The organism is Micromonospora haikouensis (assembly GCF_000876225.1).
Taxonomy (GTDB): Bacteria; Actinomycetota; Actinomycetes; order Mycobacteriales; family Micromonosporaceae; genus Micromonospora; species Micromonospora haikouensis.
Genome location: NZ_JXSX01000001.1, coordinates 3,853,721 through 3,870,601, shown reverse-complemented (window position 1 = coordinate 3,870,601; position 16,881 = coordinate 3,853,721). Strand labels below are relative to the sequence as shown.

General features: G+C 76.9%; 14 protein-coding genes. 5 read left to right on the top strand and 9 right to left on the bottom strand.

Features of this window, described 5'->3' with window-relative positions; all coding sequences use genetic code 11:
* The first annotated feature begins 187 nt into the window (after positions 1-187).
* The 4 genes from TK50_RS15840 (at position 188) to TK50_RS15825 (ending at position 4,330) form a co-directional block, all read left to right on the top strand.
* Positions 188-799, top strand: a complete 612-nt coding sequence (locus TK50_RS15840) for a copper chaperone PCu(A)C (RefSeq protein ID WP_043964693.1) — start codon at positions 188-190, stop codon at positions 797-799.
* Positions 796-2,022 (top strand): Dyp-type peroxidase, encoded by a 1,227-nt coding sequence (locus TK50_RS15835; protein ID WP_043963427.1) that lies wholly within the window; start codon positions 796-798, stop codon positions 2,020-2,022. Before TK50_RS15840 ends, TK50_RS15835 begins: the two co-directional genes overlap by 4 nt.
* A 99-nt stretch (positions 2,023-2,121) precedes the next feature.
* Positions 2,122-2,715, top strand: coding sequence for a copper resistance CopC family protein (locus TK50_RS15830; protein ID WP_043963426.1), 594 nt, complete (start codon positions 2,122-2,124; stop codon positions 2,713-2,715).
* Between the two features lie 157 nt (positions 2,716-2,872).
* The gene (locus TK50_RS15825) at positions 2,873-4,330 is read left to right on the top strand and encodes a PepSY-associated TM helix domain-containing protein (RefSeq protein WP_043963425.1); all 1,458 of its coding nucleotides are present in this window, start codon (positions 2,873-2,875) and stop codon (positions 4,328-4,330) included.
* Between the two features lie 49 nt (positions 4,331-4,379).
* On the opposite strand, the gene TK50_RS15820 is transcribed toward TK50_RS15825, so the two are convergent.
* The 3 genes from TK50_RS15820 to TK50_RS35435 all read right to left on the bottom strand — a co-directional run bounded on the left by TK50_RS15820 (position 4,380) and on the right by TK50_RS35435 (position 9,372).
* Positions 4,380-5,942, bottom strand: coding sequence for an aminotransferase class I/II-fold pyridoxal phosphate-dependent enzyme (locus TK50_RS15820; protein ID WP_043964691.1), 1,563 nt, complete (start codon positions 5,940-5,942; stop codon positions 4,380-4,382).
* 23 nt (positions 5,943-5,965) lie between these two features.
* Positions 5,966-7,288: an NAD(P)/FAD-dependent oxidoreductase gene (locus TK50_RS15815; protein WP_043963424.1), complete on the bottom strand. Its 1,323-nt coding sequence runs from the start codon at positions 7,286-7,288 to the stop codon at positions 5,966-5,968.
* A 323-nt stretch (positions 7,289-7,611) separates the two neighbouring features.
* Entirely contained in the window at positions 7,612-9,372 is a 1,761-nt protein-coding gene (locus TK50_RS35435; RefSeq protein ID WP_277814340.1) for a tetratricopeptide repeat protein, read from the bottom strand.
* 260 nt (positions 9,373-9,632) lie between these two features.
* Here TK50_RS35435 and TK50_RS15805 point away from each other — a divergent pair, with 260 nt between their 5' ends.
* Positions 9,633-10,223, top strand: coding sequence for a DUF4334 domain-containing protein (locus tag TK50_RS15805; RefSeq protein ID WP_229406327.1), 591 nt, complete (start codon positions 9,633-9,635; stop codon positions 10,221-10,223).
* Here TK50_RS15805 and cobA read toward each other — a convergent pair.
* From cobA to TK50_RS15775, 6 genes are read right to left on the bottom strand one after another with little or no spacing between them, the layout of a single operon-like run.
* Positions 10,216-11,892: a uroporphyrinogen-III C-methyltransferase gene (gene cobA / locus TK50_RS15800; protein WP_043963423.1), complete on the bottom strand. Its 1,677-nt coding sequence runs from the start codon at positions 11,890-11,892 to the stop codon at positions 10,216-10,218. The two genes, TK50_RS15805 and cobA, sit on opposite strands and share 8 nt — an antisense overlap.
* Positions 11,889-12,482 carry a precorrin-8X methylmutase gene (locus TK50_RS15795; protein WP_043964685.1) on the bottom strand — a complete coding sequence of 198 codons (594 nt, stop codon included), beginning with the start codon at positions 12,480-12,482 and terminating at the stop codon, positions 11,889-11,891. The genes cobA and TK50_RS15795 overlap by 4 nt, the downstream gene beginning before the upstream one ends.
* The gene (locus tag TK50_RS15790) at positions 12,479-13,642 is read right to left on the bottom strand and encodes a HoxN/HupN/NixA family nickel/cobalt transporter (RefSeq protein WP_229406328.1); all 1,164 of its coding nucleotides are present in this window, start codon (positions 13,640-13,642) and stop codon (positions 12,479-12,481) included. Before TK50_RS15790 ends, TK50_RS15795 begins: the two co-directional genes overlap by 4 nt.
* A complete protein-coding gene (locus TK50_RS15785; protein ID WP_357752714.1) occupies positions 13,639-13,839 on the bottom strand; it encodes a 4Fe-4S binding protein in 201 nt (66 codons plus the stop codon). The genes TK50_RS15790 and TK50_RS15785 overlap by 4 nt, the downstream gene beginning before the upstream one ends.
* Positions 13,836-15,536, bottom strand: coding sequence for a precorrin-3B C(17)-methyltransferase (gene cobJ / locus TK50_RS15780; protein ID WP_043963421.1), 1,701 nt, complete (start codon positions 15,534-15,536; stop codon positions 13,836-13,838). Before cobJ ends, TK50_RS15785 begins: the two co-directional genes overlap by 4 nt.
* The gene (locus TK50_RS15775) at positions 15,533-16,879 is read right to left on the bottom strand and encodes a bifunctional cobalt-precorrin-7 (C(5))-methyltransferase/cobalt-precorrin-6B (C(15))-methyltransferase (protein ID WP_043964683.1); all 1,347 of its coding nucleotides are present in this window, start codon (positions 16,877-16,879) and stop codon (positions 15,533-15,535) included. Before TK50_RS15775 ends, cobJ begins: the two co-directional genes overlap by 4 nt.
* Between the last annotated feature and the right edge of the window lie 2 nt (positions 16,880-16,881).

The following is a 16,881-nucleotide window of genomic DNA, read 5'->3' as shown; positions in this document are numbered from 1 at the left end:
GTCAAGCCTCTGCGAACTTTTTCCGCAGATAGCAAAAGTTTCTCCACCCGCGCGCGGGTCCACCGGGCGCCCGTCGCGACGTCCACCCGACCGGATCCCACGAGTGGCGTGGGTCACGGACAGCCGCGGAACTTAACCCCCCGTGACGCCGACCATCCACCTGCAATCGATCATCGAAGGGGAACCCATGCCCAGCCTCACCGCGCCCCGCCGACCCCGGCGCACGGCAGCCCTGCTCACTGCCGCCCTCACGGCGGCGGTCGCCGCCGGCTGCGGCTCGCCGGACAACGCGTCCACCGCTGCACCGAACCCGTCACCGTCACCGTCGGTGTCGGCGAGCGCCGCCGCCGGGGTGCTGACCGTGCGCGACCCGTGGGTGAAGGCCGCCGACAAGGGCATGACCGCGGCCTTCGGCACCCTGGTCAACGACGGGGACGCGGACGTGACCATCACCGGCGCGGCCACCGACGTGTCCCCGATGGAGCTGCACGAGATGACCATGAAGGACGGCAAGATGGTCATGCAGGCCAAGCAGGGCGGCATCGTGGTCAGGGCGAAGAGCAGCCACGTCCTGGAGCCCGGCGGCGAGCACCTGATGCTGATGAACCTCCGGCAGCCGGTGCGGGCCGGCGACGAACTCTCCTTCACGCTCACCTTCGCCGACGGCCGGACGCAGACCTTCACCGCCGTGGCCAAGCCGTTCACCGGCGCGCAGGAGAGCTACGCCCCCGGCCACGGCGCGACCCCGATGCCGGGCATGAGCGGCACGCCGCAGGTGACCACGAGCCCCGCCGCATGACCGGCACCGCCACCGGCCGTCCGGTGCGCAGGCGCGCCCTGCTCACTGGCGGGGCCCTGGCCGCCGGGGGCACGCTCGCCGCCGCCGCGATCGCCGCCGCCCGCTCCGACGACGCCGACGTACGCCCCGGCGGGGCGGTCCCGGTGGCCGACGTCGGCGGCGCGGTGGTGCCGTTCCACGGCGCGCGCCAGGCGGGGGTGGACACCGAGCCACAGGCGCACGCGTCGTTCGTCGCGCTGAACCTCGCGCCGGCCACCGACCGGGCCGCCCTGGGCCGGCTGCTGCGGCTGCTCACCGACGACGCCGCCCGCCTCTCCCAGGGCCGGCCGGCCCTCGCCGACACCGAACCCGAGCTCGGCCTGCTGCCCGCGCGGCTGACCGTCACGTTCGGCTTCGGCCCCGGCCTCTACCGGGCCGCCGGCCTCGACGAGCGCCGGCCGGCGTCGGTGGCGGCGCTGCCGGCCTTCCGCGTCGACCGCCTCCAGCCCCGCTGGTCCGGCGGGGACCTGCTGCTGCAGATCTGCGCCGACGACCCGGTCACGGTGGCCCACGCCCAGCGGGTCCTGGTCAAGGACAGCCGGCCGTTCGCGACCGTGGCGTGGGTGCAGCAGGGCTTCCGCCGGGCGGCCGGCGCGGAACCGGGGCGCACCCAGCGCAACCTGTTCGGCCAGCTCGACGGCACCGCCAACCCCCGCCCCGGCGGGCCGCTGGAGACCGCCGTGTGGGTGCCCGACGGCCCGGCGTGGCTGCGGGACAGCAGCACCCTGGTCGTGCGGCGGATCAGCATGAACCTGGAGACCTGGGACCTGCTCGGCCGCGCCGACCGGGAGCTGGCCGTCGGCCGTCGGCTCGACACCGGCGCCCCGCTGACCGGCACGGCCGAACACGACGAGCCCGACTTCGCCGCCGTCGATGCTGCCGGGCTCACCGTCATCCCCGACTTCTCCCACCTGACCCGCGCCCGGGTCACCGACGACCGGCTGCGCATCCTGCGCCGCCCGTACAACTACGACGGGGTACCGGCCGCCGACGGCACCGCCGACAGCGGACTGATCTTCGCCTCGTACCAGGCGGACGTCACGACGCAGTTCCTGCCCATCCAGCGTCGCCTCGCCGAGCGGGACCTGCTCAACGAGTGGACCACCCCGATCGGCTCCGCCGTGTTCGCCGTGCCGCCCGGGTGCTCGGACGGCGGCTGGATCGGCCAGCAGCTGCTCGCCTGACCGGCGCCACCGAACGCCCGAGCGGCACCACCGCACCGGCTGCCGACCGCCACCCGGCGCACCGGCTGCCCGAGCGGCACCACCAGGAAAGGGAGCAGCATGCGCAGACCCGTCCGCCACCCCCGCGTCGCGGGAGCCGCCGCCGCGCTGGCCGCCCTGGCGGTCCTGGTCGCGCCCGCCGCGCCGGCCGCCGCCCACAACAGCCTGGCCTCGGCCACCCCCGCCGCGGACGCCCGGCTGGCCACGCCGCCGTCCGAGATCACGGTGCGGTTCCTGCAGAAGCTGAACCCGGATCTCACCACCGTCGTGCTCAGCGACGCCGCCCGGCGGGTGGTGGCCACCGGCGTGCCGGTCGTCGCCGGCACGCGGGCGACCGTCACCGTCGCCGAGCCGCTGCCCGACGGCACCTACACGGTGGCCTACCGGGTCGTGTCCACCGACGGGCACCCCGTGCAGGGCTCCTACCGGTTCACCGTCGCCGACCCGGCCGCCACCGCGACGGCCCCGGTGAGCCCCCCGCCCACCGCCGCGCCGCCCAGCGGAGCACCGGCCAGCGGGGCGGCCGAACGCGCCGGCCGGGACGGCGGGCCCGGGCCGGTCACCGTGGCGGCCGGCGTCGCCCTGCTCGCCTGCGCTTTGGTCGGCGGCGCGCTCGCCGCCGGGCGCGTGCGGCGCCGGCGGCGCGCACGGTAGCCCACGGCGGTCACGCCAACGGGGCCGGGAACTTCCCCGGCTCCGCGCCCGACCACCTCACCGGTGGGCCCCGCGACACCGGCACGACGGGACCCACCCCTGTCGTACGGGGGCAGTCCCACCGGGAAACGATCCCGGCTATTCCGATCGGAAGCATATGTCCATCACCGAACTGCACGGAGGCTCGACGCCGGAGCCGCTCGCCCCGGCCGACGCGCCCGCCCCGGCGGCGCGCCGCACCCCGGCGTGGGCGGCGTTCCTGCTCCGCCTGCACTTCTACGCCGGTGTCCTCGTGGCACCGTTCCTGTTCGTCGCCGCCCTGACCGGCCTGGCGTACACCGTCACCCCGCAACTGGACCGGGTCGTCTACGGCGACGTGCTGACCGCCGCACCGGGTGGGCCGCCGAAGTCCCTCGCCGAGCAGGTCGCCGCCGCCCGCGCGGCCCACCCCGAGGGCACCGTCGCCGCCGTGCTGCCGGGCACGGACGGCGCCACCACCCGGGTCGTGTTCGCCCAGCCCGACCTCGGCGACCGGGAGCACACCGTCTACGTCGACCCGCACACCGCAACCGTCAAGGGGCAGCTGACCACCTGGTTCGACTACACCCCCGTCACCACCTGGCTGGACGACCTGCACCGCAACCTGCAACTCGGCGACCTCGGCCGCCACTACTCCGAGATCGCCGCGAGCTGGCTGTGGCTCCTCGTCGGCGGCGGCGTCGTCCTGTGGTGGCGTCGGCGCGGCACCGCCCGTACCCGCGTCCGGCACCTGCTCGTGCCCGACCTGTCCGCCCGCAAGGGGGTGCGGCGCACCCGGGCCTGGCACGCGACCACCGGGGTCTGGCTCGCCGTCGGCCTGCTCTTCCTCTCCGCGACCGGCCTGACCTGGTCCCGGTACGCCGGTGGGCATTTCGGCAGCGCGCTCGACGCGTTGCGCGCCGGCACCCCGGAGGTCTCCACCAGCCTCACCGGCGCGCCGCCCTCCGGTGGCGGGGAGCACCAGCACGGCGGCGCCACCGCCGGGTCGGCGGACCCCGCGACGTTCGAGCGGGTGCTGGCCGCTGCCACCGGCGCCGGTCTCACCGGACCGATGCGGATCGTCCCCGCCGAGGACAGCGGCGACGCGTGGACGGTCGCCGAGACCGACAGCACCTGGCCCGTGGGCCGGGACCGCATCGCCGTTGACCCGGTGGCCGGCACGGTGACCGACCGCAGCGACTTCGCCGACTGGCCGCTGCTGGCCAAGCTCAGCAGCCTCGGTGTCGCCGCGCACATGGGTCTGCTGTTCGGCCCGGTCAACCAGGTGCTGCTCGCCGCGCTCGCCCTGGGCCTGCTCTGCGTCATCGTCTGGGGTTACCGGATGTGGTGGCAGCGCCGCCCCACCCGGGCCGACCGGCGCGCCCCCGTCGGGACCCCGCCCGCACGGGGCGGACTGCGCGGCCTGCCGTGGTGGGCGCTGCTGCCGGGCCTCGCGCTGACCGTCGCCGTCGGGTGGGCGCTGCCCTGGTTCGGCGGGCCCCTGCTCGCGTTCGTCGTCGTCGACGTCGTCCTCGGGGCACTGGCCCGGCGTCGCCGCCGGGCCGCGCCGGTCTCGCCCGCCCCCGCCGGCGGCTGACGGTACGTGCGGGGCGGCGGGCCGGTGCCGGCCCGCCGCCCACCGGCGGCTACCGGGCGGCGCTGCCGAACGCGCTGGACAGGTACGCCCGCGAGTCGGCGATGGCCCCCTCGATGATGCGGGCCGCCTCCCGGGCCTCCTCGGGCCGGTGGCCGGCCTGCACCTGGAGCCGGAACCGCGACGACCCGGTCGGGGTGACCGGGAACTCCACCATGAACGCGAGCACCCCCCGGTCGAACAGCAGCCGGTTGGCCGTCCGGGCGAGCTTCTCGTTGCCGATCAGCAGCGGCACGATCGGCGAGGGCTCACCCATGCAGGTCAGCCCCCGGCCGGTCAGCTCGTCGCGCAGCGCGTGGATGGCGGTGAACAGCCGGGCGCGCAGCTCGTCGCCCTCGGGGGACCGGATGATCCGGGCGGCCTCCCGGACCACGGCGGTCTGCACCGGCGACAACGCGTTGGAGAAGAAGTGCGAGTTGCTGAACATCTTCACGTACTGCTTCAGGGCCGGGGAGCGCGACGCCACGAAGCCGCCGTTGGAGCAGAACGTCTTCGAGAACGCCCCCATGACGATGTCGATCTCGCCGAGCAGGTTCTGCATGCCCAGCACCCCCGTGCCGCCCGGCCCCATCGAGCCGAGGTCGTGCGCGACGTCGACCAGCAGGGTCGCGTCGTGTTCCCGGCAGACCCGCTGCAGGGTCACCAGGTCCGGCCAGTCGGCATCGACGGAGAAGAGGCCGTCGGTGACGACGAGGATGCCGTTGCGGCTGTCGTGCGACCGGATGTCGGCCAGGTGCTGGCGCACGGCCTCGACGTTGAGGTGCTCGTAGCGGACCACGTTGCGGGTCGCCGCCCGCGCGCCCTGCTGGAGGCAGGAGTGCGCGAGCCGGTCGATGACCACGTGGTCGGACTGGCGGACCAGGCCGACGATCGCGCCGAAGCCCGCCGACCAGCCGGTCGGGAAGAGCGTGACGTGCTCCAGCCCCACCAGCTCGCCGAGCGCCACCTCCAGCTCGTCGGAGATGCGGGTGTTGCCGAGCACCATCGGCGAGCCGGCGCTGTGCGGGCCGTAGTCGCGCATCGCCCGGACCGCCGCCTCCCGGATGGCCGGGTGGGTGTTGAACGACAGGTAGTCCTGCGAGTTGAAGTTGATGCCCCGGGTCCGCTTGCCCAGGTCGTTGGTGATCTCGGCGACGCTGTCCGGGGCCGCCTCCAGGACCCGGGAGTACTGCCAGGTCTCCGTGCGGCGGCGGGCCTGCACCCAGTCGTAGAAGTCCTCGGTGCGGGCGAGCAGGTTGCGGCCGGCGGGGCGGTAGAAGTCGTACGCGTTCTTGTCCAGCGCGTACTCCTCGTCGGGGTCGACGGGGTTGCGCAGGTGCGCCGGCTCCCACATCTCCGTCAGGTCCGCCACGACCCGGGCCAGCTCGCCGTCGGCCCCGGAGGCGTCGAGGGTCGCGAGGTCGTCCCAGGGGATGTGGGTGGCCCAGTTGCGGGTCATCTCGGAGACCTCGGCCGCCTCGCGGGCCATGGTCTCGACGTCGCCGCGCCCGGCGGCGTCGAGGATGGCCTCGATCAGCTCGCCATCGTCGCGCTGGTGCAGGTCGGTGCTGGTCACGGTCTCGGCTCCCTGGTGCGGCATCAGGCGAAGAGGTTCTGCTGGTACGTGCGCGACGTCGCGGCGAAGTCGTCGAAGACCGGGTAGCCGGCGGAGGACTCCTTGGCGGCGTCGTTGAGCAGGAAGAGGTTGGACGCCTGGAAGAACTCGGAGACCGGCGCGATGTCGGCGTGCGTGGCGATGAACCGGTCGGTCTCCTCCTGGTTGCCGCGCAACGCGACGAACAGTTGCAGCTCGTCGTGCCGGTACGGCCGCATCTCGCTCAGGGTGCACACGTAGTCGTAGTAGGCGGCGGAGTTCTGGCTGCGCCGGCGGCCCTCGTACGCGGCCATCGCCTCGTCGAGCGACGACTCGCCGGTCAGCCACCGGTGCAGGGCGGCGCTGGCCAGCTCCGCGTCGCGGAACGCGTGGGTCATGCCGATCGCCGTGCACTGGTCCTTGGCCGACTCGGCGTCGCCGACGAGCACCCAGCCGGGCCCGTGCAGCGGCCGGAGGAACCCCGACTGGTCCAGGGTGCCGTAGATCCGCTCCTCCCGGGTGCCCTCGGTGCGGACCAGCTCGCCCAGCTCGGGGCTGACGAAGTCCAGCGCCCGCTGGACGTTGCCGGGCACGTCGGCGCGGAACTCCCGGGCCCACTCGCTGGGCCCCCAGACGAGGACCATGTTCTGCCCGAAGTTGGTCGGCACCACCGCGCAGCCGAGCCGGCCACGCCGGTGGATCTGCCCCCGGCCGAGGTCGAAGCCGGACCAGTAGCTCCAGTAGGCGAACGTGCAGCGGGGCCGCTCGTCGAAGCGGGGCAGGTCGAGGGTGCGCGCGACGAAGGAGTTGCGGCCGTCGGCGCCGACGACGATGCGGGCCCGCTCCTCGAACTCCCGCCCGTCGGCGGCGCGCCCCCGCACGCCGACGACCCGGCCGTCTTCGGTGATCAGCTCCCGTACGGTGCAGTGCGTGCGGACCTCGGCGCCGGCCTTGGCCGCCGCCTCGACGAGGATCTGGTCCAGCACGCGGCGGCGCACCGAGGCGTAGCTCTGCACGACGCCCGAGTCGTCGCCGTGCAGGTCCCGGAAGTGCTCGCGCAGCAGCGACGTGGGCACCGAGCCGCTCAGCGGGATGCCGTCGTTGACGATGTCGATGACCGTGTGCGTGGGGGTCACGGCGGTGACCTGGTCCAGCAGGCCCCACCGGTTGAGGTAGGACATGCCGTGCGGCCACAGGAAGTGCGTCGAGATGACGTCGCTGGGGAAGGACGACCGGTCCACCACCAGCACCCGGTGGCCCTGCCGGGCGAGTAGCAGGGCGGTGGAGGCGCCCGCGCAGCGCCCACCGACGACTATCGCGTCGTACATGATTCGTAGTCCTTCGAATGAGGTCCGGCTGCCCCGCCGGCCGGGCCTTCGTGCGGCGGCGGACCGGCACGGGGCACGGACCGCCCCCGCGTTGCCACCGGCGAGCGGGAGTGAACCGTCAAGGTACACAGTGGACCGGTCCCGGCTCGGCCCGTCGAATAGGGGTGTGTCCGTGGCCCGTTCGCCGTGACCGCGCTGGTCACCGGGGCACCGGGACGCGGTGCCGCACACCCCCGACGGTCGCTGTCCGAAAGCCGACAGTCACCGGGGTCGACCGGGCGTCGGGGGGGCGGGCGCGGCGGCGGCGCCCCCTCGATCGGTGCTCAGCCGGCCCCGGCGCGGCGGCAGCGGGCCAGTTCCGCCCGCAGGTCGCGGCGCAACGCCCGGTCCAGGCCCGGCTGGGCGAGCGCGTGGGCGAAGTCGCGGGCGGCCTCGTCCCAGCGGCCGAGTCGCATCAGCGCCGTGCCCCGGTTGTAGTGGGGCACCGGTGCCGACGCGGCCAGCGCCACCGCCCGGTCCAGGTCCGCCACGGCGGCGGCGACGTCGCCGCGTTCGAACCGGACGGCGGCCCGGTTGGTCCACGCCTCGACCAGCCCCGGGTCGCCGGCCAGGGCCCGGGTGAACAGCTCGTCGGCCTCGGCGGATCCGCCGCGCTCGGAGCGCACGAGCCCGAGGGTGCACAGCAGCGCGGGTTCCCGCGGGGCCAGGGCCAGCCCCGCCCGCGCGCCCGCCTCGGCCGCGTCGTGCGCGCCGCGCTCCAGGTGCAGGTTGACCAGGGCGATGCGGGCGTCGAGGTGTCCCGGCTCGATGGCGAGCACCCGATCGAGGTCGGCGCGCGCCCGCCCGGGGCGGCCCCGCTGCTGCTGGAGCACCGCCCGGTTGTAGTACGCCTCGGGCAGGTGCGGCCCGAGGCGGATCGCCGCGTCGTAGTCCCGGATCGCGGCGCGGGTGCGGCCCGCCGCCCGGTGCAGGGCGGCCCGGTCGACGTAGTACTCGCAGTTGTCGGGGTCGTGGGCGATCACGGTGTCGAGCTCGGTCAGGGCCCGGTCGGCGTCCCCCAGCGCCAGGTGCACCTGCGCGCGGTTGTGCCGCAGCCGGGCCAGGTCCTGGGGGCGTTCGCCGGGGGCGAGCACCGACGCCAGGCGGGCCAGCCCGTCGTCGATCAGCCGCAGCGCGCGGGCGGGCTCGCCCGCCCTGCTGTCCAGCAGGGCCACGCCCTGTTCGTAGAAGACGGTGGACAGCAGCCGCTGGCGTGGGTCGGCCAGGCCGGCGGCCAGGCGCAGCGCCCGGTGCAGCCAGTGTCGCGCCCGCTCCGGGTCCTGGTCGGCCGCCGGCAGGTGCCGGGCGTACAGCATGGCCGTGGCGTACGCGGCCGACATGGTGATCTTCGGGTCGTCGGTGGCGGCGCGGGCCTCGTCGTAGAGGTCGAGCGCCTCGGTGGCGCGGTCGAGCGCCGCCAGGGCGGTGGCCAGGCCGGTGGTGAACGCCCACCAGTGCCGCAGGTCGCCCGTCGCGGTGACGGCGGCGCGCCCGCGCCGGGCGGTGCGGGCGGCGTGGTGGTAGAAGCCGCGGGCCAGGGACTCCCCCACGGCCGCGCGCAGCGCCGCAGGCGTCGGGTCCGCGACGTCGCGCCGGGCGTCGCCGCCGTCGCGCAGGTCCAGGCGCAGCGGGTACGGCCCGACCCGGCGCGACAGGGCGTCCAGCAGCTCGCGGGTGGTCTCGTCGGCGACGTCGACGTGGTCGAAGCGCACCGTGACCGGGCGGCGGAGGGTGCCCGCCCAGGCGACCACGAACTCGGTCGCGCCGTAGGCGAGGCAGGCCGTGCGGCGGGCGGGGTGGAACCGGATCGGCTCCTCGTCGGCGGCGGGTCGGGCGGCGTGGTCGAGGCCGGGCGCGATGGCGTGCAACTCGACGGCGTGCCGGGACGCCAGGCGGGGACGGGCGGCGGCGACCCGGCCGAGGAACTCGGCGACCCCGGCGTACGGGCCGTGGTCGCGGTGGCAGTCGTAGCCGCCCGGGTCGGCGGCCGGGCCCCGCAGGGGCGGGCGCCCGGGGGCGCCCGCCGCACCGGGTCCTACCAGCACCACTCGATCCAGAGCCGGCGGGCGCCGGACAGCAGGCGCAGGGTGCTCGTGCGACGCACGGTCATCTTCCTCATGTGAACCTCCATTGTGATCACTGCGGAACTGCCCCGAGCGTAGGCCCGATCGGGGCGAATATGAAGAGTGTTCGTGGCCGCCGGGGCTCGGCCGGCGGCCCGGTACGCCCGCAGCCGGCACGATCCGGGCGTACCGTCGATGGCACCACGTCGGCCACCCGACCACGCGACGAAGGAGATGCGACCATGTCGAGCGCGGCGGACCCCGCTCCCGCAGCCGCCCGGCCGGCCCCGGAACACCCGGCCGCCCTGCCGGCCCCGGGCGACCTGGCCACGGCCCTGGCCTGCTTCGACGGCCTCCCGCCGGTCACCGTCGGGGAGATGCTCGGCTCCTGGCGGGGCAGCGGCTTCGCCACGGGCCACCCGCTCGACGGCCTGCTGGAGCGCTACGGATGGCACGGCAAGCGGTTCGACGGCCCCGAGGACGTGCACCCGCTGGTCTTCGCCGCCGGCGGGAGGCTGGTCAGCGTCAACCCGGCGCTGGTGCCGACGGGGCTGCTGCTCCGCCCGCCCGGCGCGGTACGCACGCCCCTGGCCGCGAGGGCCTTCGCGCTGGCCCTGCCGCTGCTGACCACGACCCGCCCGGCGGCGCGGCTGCGGATGACCGAGTACCGGGGGGTCGTGTCGGCGACGATGTGCTACGACCGCCTCCCCATCCACGACGTGTTCCGGCGGGTCGACGAGCGCACCCTGCTCGGCGTCATGGACCTGCGGGGCACCGACCGGCCGTTCGTGTTCGTGCTGACCCGCGAGCACGGGGGTCCTCCCCTCACGTGAGCGCGGTGACCGGGCCGACGACGAAGACCGCCGGGGGCCCGACGTCCTCCCGGGCGGCCAGCGCGCCGATCTCGTCGAGCCGGGCCGCGAGGGTCCGCTGCGTCGGGTGCCCCGCGTCCTGCACCGCCAGCACCGGGGTCTCCGGGGCCCGGCCGTGCTCCACCAGCACCGCGGCGATCTTCGCGATCGTGTCGACGGCCATGAGCAGCACGAGGGTGCCCCGGGCCCGGCCCAGCGCCGCCCAGTCCACCAGCGAGCCGGGGTGCCCCGGCGGCAGGTGACCGGAGACCACGGTGAACTCGTGCGCGACGCCCCGGTGGGTGACCGGCACGCCGGCCAGGGCGGGCGCGGCGACGGCGCTGCTCACCCCGGGCACCACGACCGTCTCCACGCCGGCCGCCGCGCATGCCTGGACCTCCTCGTGGCCGCGCCCGAAGACGTACGGGTCGCCGCCCTTGAGCCGGACCACCCGCCGGCCGGCGCGGGCGTGGGCGACGAGCGCCTCGTTGATGGCGTCCTGCGTCATCGACGGGCCCCGGGGCACCTTCGCCGCGTCGATCACCTGCACCCCGGGGCGCAGCCGGGCCAGCAGCCCGCGCGGGGCGAGCCGGTCGGCCACCACCACGTCGGCGGCCTCCAGCAGCGCCCGGCCCCGTACGGTGATCAGGTCGTCGGGGCCCGGCCCGCCGCCGACGACGGCGACCTGCCCCGGGCGCAGCCCCGCCTCGTGGGCGTGGTGGTGGTGACCGTGCGCGTCGCCGTGGTGGTGATGATGGTGGCCGCCGACCGGGTCGTCGGGGTGGTCGTGCGGGGTCTGCGGCCGGCCCACCTTGTCGGCGAAGCCGGGCATCGCCACCCGGTACGCGCAGGTGTCGCAGTTCATCCGGATGTCCCCGCGCAGCGCCTCGGCGTGCCGTTGCAGGACCAGGTCGGCGAGGGCGTCGCAGTCGCCGATCAGGTCGGCCACCCGCACGTCGAGGTCCGGGTGGGCGGCGGCGAACTCCGCCGACCGGGCCACGATCCGGTCCGGCAGCACCCCGGCGAACAGGAAGTACGGGGCGACGACGATCCGGCGCGCGCCGAGGCGGCGCAGCCGCTCCAGCACGGCCGGCACCGACGGCTCGGCCAGCGACACGAAGCCCGGTTCGACGCCCGCATAGCCGCGCCCCTCCCACAGCAGCCGGGCCACCTTGGTGACCTCGGCGTTGGCGTCGGGGTCGGTGGAGCCCCGGCCGATCAGGGCCACCCACGTCCCGGCCCGGTCGGCCCCGGCCAGCGCGGCGTCGATCCGGTCGGCGAGGGTGTCGTGCAGCAGCGGGTGCGGGCCCAGCGGGCGGCCGTAGGCGTAGCGGAGGCCGGGGAAGCGCTGCTTCTCCCGGGCCAGCGCGGCCGGGATGTCGCCCTTGCCGTGCCCGGCGGCGGCGAGGACCAGCGGCAGCGCCACCAGCCGGCGGTGCCCCCGGCCCGCGAGGGCGCCGACCGCGTCGGTCAGCGGCGGGCGGGACAGCTCGATGAAGCCGCCCTCGACGTCGTCGACGGCGCGGCGGCGGCGGATCCGGTCGACCAGGGCCGCGAACTGGGCGACCCCGGCGGCGCTGCGGGTGCCGTGGCCGACGATCAGCAGCGGGGTGCGGTCCTGCCCCCGCGCTCCTTCGGGTCGGTTCGTCACGTCTCCTCCAGGTACAGCAGGGCGTTGAGGGCGGCGGCGGCGACCGCCGAGCCGCCCTTCTCGCCGACGTTGGACACGGCGGGCAGGCCGCTGGCGCGCAGCCCCGCCTTGCTCTCGGCGGCGCCGACGAACCCGACCGGCAGGCCGACCACCAGCGCCGGCCGCGCGCCGAGGTCGAGCAGTTCGAACAGGGCGGTGGGCGCGCAGCCGACCACCCACACCGCGCCGGGGCCCACCCGGTCGTACGCGACCCGCACGGCCGCCGCCGAGCGGGTGATGCCCGCCGCGCGGGCCAGGGCGGCCGTGGCCGGCTCGGCGATCGGGCAGACCGGCCCGGGGCCGGGGCGGGTGATCCCGGCGGCGACCATCGCCACGTCGGTGACGACCGCGGCGCCGCCGCGCAGGGCGGCCAGCCCGCCGGCCAGGGCCGCCTCGTCGCACACCAGGTCGGTGACGTAGTCGAGGTCGGCACTGGCGTGCACCACCCGCTCGGTGACGGCCCGGGTCAGCGGCGGCAGGCCGGTCAGGTCCACCCGGGAGCGCAGGATCGCGTACGACTGCCGCTCGATCGGGTGCACGACGCGGCTCACCGGTCCGCCGTCCCGGGCGCGGCGCGGTCGACCCGGCCCGCCTCCCCCGGCTCGGCGCGCTCGCCCCGCTCGGCGGGACGGTCGGCGGCCGGGGCCCCGTAGCGCTCGTCGTAACGGCGCAGCTTCCACAGCGCGGCGGCGGCGACCCAGGCCAGGGCGAACAGCGCCACGACTGCGTAGCCGAGCTGCTCGAAGTGCTCGGCGAGGGTGGCGTACCCGGCCAGGGCGGACACCCCGAGGTGGTCGACGAGCAGCCCGGCGAGGTAGACGCTGGCCACGAGCGCACCGACGAGCACGGTCATGCCGGTGGTGGCGAGGTTGTAGTAGAGCCGGCGGGCCGGCTGCCGGTACGCCCACGAGTACGCCCGGCTCATCAGCAGGCTGTCGGCGGTATCCATGGCGGACATCCCGGCGGCGAAGAGCAGCGGCAGGGTGAGCAGGGCCAGCACGGGCAGCCCACCGGCGGCGGCGGTGCTCGCCGACAGGGCGAGCAGGGTCACCTCGCTGGCCGTCTCCAGGCCGAGGCCGAACAGGAAGCCGACGGGCGCCATGTGCCACGACGAGCGCACCAGCGAACGCGCCCGGGAGCCCAGCACCCGCTGCACGAGGCCCCGGTTGAGCAGGTGCAGGTCCAGCTCCCGCTCGTCGAGGTCGCCGTGGCGCAGCCGCCGCCACAGCCGGGCCAGGCCGCCGAGCACCACGGCGTTGAGGCCGGCGACGAGGCTCAGGAACAGGGTGGCGGTGACGATCGCGACGGTGGCGCCCACCTCGCGGGCCTGGGCCAGGCCGGGGCCGGCGAGGCTGGTCGAGGCGAGCCCGACGATCAGGGCGAGCAGCAGCACCACGGCGCTGTGGCCGAGGGCGAAGAAGAAGCCGACCCCGACGGGACGCCGGCCGCGCAGCAGCATCAGCCGGGTGGTGTCGTCGATGGCGGCGATGTGGTCGGCGTCGAAGGCGTGCCGCACCCCGAGGGCGTACGCGAGGGTGCCGGCGCCGGCCAGCCCGCCGGCCGCCGCGGGCTGGCCGTTCCAGTAGAGGTAGAGGCTCCAGCCGGCGACGTGCAGCACGGCGACGGCGAGCACGATGCCGCCGAGGCGTACCCGCTCGGCGCGGCTCCACCGGCCCGCCGGGGGTGCGGCGCTGACCACGGTCGAACTCATCGGGTTCCTCCACAGGGGTCGGTGCCGGTGACGCGGATGGCGTCGACCGGGCAGATCTCCAGGCACTCCAGGCAGCCGGTGCACGCCTGCGCGCGGACCAGCAGCCCGCCGGGGGTGGGTCGGATCGCGTGGGTGGGACAGGTCAGCAGGCACGCGCCGCATCCCTGGCAGCCGTCGATGGTCACGGGGGCGCTCACGCGCGCCACCGGTAGCCGCGCGGGGTGACCATCCGGCCGGCGACGAGCCGGGTGCGGCTGCTGCCGACCACCACCACGCTGTACATGTCGACCACGGCCGCATCGAGGGTGGCGAGGGTGGCCAGGTGCACGCGTTCGCCGGGCCGGCTGGCGTTGCGCACCACCCCGACCGGGGTGTCCGGCGGCCGGTGCGCGGCGAACGTCTTCAGCGCGGCGGCGAGCTGCCAGTCCCGGGCACGGCTGCGCGGGTTGTACAGCAGGGCCACGAAGTCGCCCTCGGCGGCGGCGGCGACGCGCCGCTCGATGACCTCCCACGGGGTGTGCAGGTCCGACAGGCTCAGGTAGGCGTGGTCGTGGCCCAGCGGCGCGCCGAGCAGCGCCGACGCGGCGAGCGCGGCGGTCACCCCGGGGACGCCGACGACGTCGATGCGGTCGTCGGCGTACTCCAGGGCGGGGCTGGCCATCGCGTACACCCCGGCGTCGCCGGAGCCGACCAGCGCCACGGCGTGCCCGGCGGCGGCCTCGGCGACGGCGGCGCGGGCGCGTTCCTCCTCCGCGCCGAGGCCGCTGGCGAGGATCCGGGTGCCGGGTCGCAGCACGTCGCGCACCTGGTCGACGTACTGGTCGAGGCCGACGACCACGGCGGCGCGGCGCAGCTCGGCGAGGGCGCGGGGGGTGCGCAGGTCGGCCGCGCCGGGGCCGAGGCCGACGATCGCGAGCCGGCCGCGCGGGGCGTGCCGGGCCACCGCGACGGTGGCCATCGCCGACGCGGTCTTCGGCGCGACCAGCGCCGCGTCGGCGCGCCGGCCGGGCTCGCCGAGCAGCGCGGCGGCCTCCGCGACGCTGGGCGTGCCGACGGCCGCGCGGACCACCTCGCTGGGGTGCGGCACGTCGACCGCCGCCAGGTCCGCCGCGGGATGCGTCACCAGGGGTACGCCGAGCGCGTCGGCGGTCGCCCGGATGCCCGCCTCGTCGGCCTTGATGTCGGCGCTGGCCAGGCAGCGGACGCTGGCCGGGCTCAGGCCGGCGGCGGCGAGCACCCGGTCGAGCAGGTCACGCACCTGCCCGGCGGGCACGCCCCGGCTGCCGCCCACGCCGACGACCAGCGACGGCGGCCGGAGCACGGCGGTGCGCCCGTCGAGCGGCACCACCCGGTCGGTGACGAGCAGCCGGGGCGCGTCGGCGGGGGCGTCGGCGCGCACGTGCGGCGGCAGGGCCGGCAGCGGCCAGGCCGCGTCGGCGACCAGCCGCACCGGCTCGCCGTCGAGCAGGGCCCGGGTCACGGCGGCGACCGCCCCCTCGACGGGCCAGCCGAGGGTGTCCAGGCCGGGCAGGTCCGCCGCGTCGGTGGCGGTGGTGACCACCGGCCGGGCGTCGAGCAGCGCGCCGACGTCGGCGGCGAGGGCGTTCGCGCCACCAACGTGCCCGCCGAGCAGCGCCACGGCGTGCCGGGCGGCCTCGTCGACGACCACGACGGCCGGGTCGGTGCGCTTGTCGCCGAGCAGCGGGGCGAGGATCCGCACCACCGCCCCGGTGGCGAGGAACGCGACGACGGCGTCGTGGCCGGTGAACGCGGCGCGCAGCGCGTCGGCGGCGGTGTCGGCCTCGACGAGGCGGGCGTGCGGCCAGGCGGCGGCGAGGGTGCGGGCGTGCCGGCGGCCGGCGGCGGTGGCCGCGACGAGTCCGATGCGGGTCATCTGCGCTCCCCGGGGGAAGGTGGGCGGTCGGCGGTGAGGACGAACACCGGGTTGGTGGCGGCGAGCCGCACCGACCCGCCGGGCAGTTCGGCCAGCCGGGCGGCGGACAGCTGCACGCCCTCGGCGCGGTAGCCGTGCCCGCGCAGCAGGTCGAGGGCGGGGGCGACCCGGTCCAGGGCGGCGAGGGCGGCGACCACGCGGGCGGGCCGGCGGGCGGCCACGGCGGCGAGGGCGGCCAGGCCGCCGCCGCCGACGAAGGCGGCGTCCGGGTCGGGCAGCCCGGCCAGCGCCGCCGGCGCGGACCCGGCGACGACCCGCACGTCGACCCGGTGCGCGGCGGCGTTGCGCCGGACGAGGCCGACGGCGTCCGGGTCGCGTTCGACGGCGATCACGGCCGCGCCGAGCAGGGCGCACTCGATGCCGACGGAGCCGCTGCCCGCGCCGACGTCCCAGACGAGGCGGCCGAGGCGGGGCCGCAACCGGGCCACGGCGAGGGCCCGCACCTCCGCCTTGGTGATCATGGAGTCGCGGTGGGCGTAGGCGTCCTCGGGCAGCGCCCAGCCCCCGGCGGGCGCGGCGGCCGGCTGGTTGTCGGCCCGCGCCCCGGCCGCCGCCCCGATCGCCGCCGCGCCGGCCGCCGCCGGGCCGGTGCCGAGATCGGCGGCGGGGCCGGGCGGGTCGGCCGGTGCCGGGTCGGCGAGGCTGAGCAGCACGTGCGGGTCGGCCCAGGCGGTGGCGGCGGCAGCCTGCGGGGTGGTCTCGACGATCCGCTCGGCCGGGGTGCCGAGGTGCTCGGCGACGACGAGCCGGCGCGGCCAGCCGACCAGGCCCGCGCCGATCTCGGCGGCCCCCGCGCCGGGGGCGGTGAGCACGGCGACCGCCGGCAGCGCCCGGGCGGCGTTGAGCGCGGGCCGCGGGTCGCGGCCGTGGGCGCTGACCACGGCCGCGCCGTCCCAGGGCAGGCCGGCGCGGGCGAACGCGGCGGCCACACTGGACACGGCGGGCAGCACCCGCAGGGGCAGCCCCTGGGCGCGCAGCCGGCGCACGATGCCGAACAGCCCCGGGTCGCCGCTGGCCAGCACCACCGTGGGCGTGCCGGCGGCGACGGCGGCGGTGAGCCGGGCCAACGCGGGGGCGAGGGGCCCGAGGGTGACCGTGGCGCAGCCGGCGGGCAGCGCGACGGCGGCGAGGTGCCGGGCCGCGCCGACGGCCAGCCGCGCCCCGGCGAGGGCCTCGGCGGCGGCGGGATGCGGCGGCGCGCCGCCCGCGTCGACGCCGACGACGGTCACGGGGGCGTCGGCGGCGCGGGTCACCCGGCCCGGCGGGGCGTCGCCCGGGAGCACGC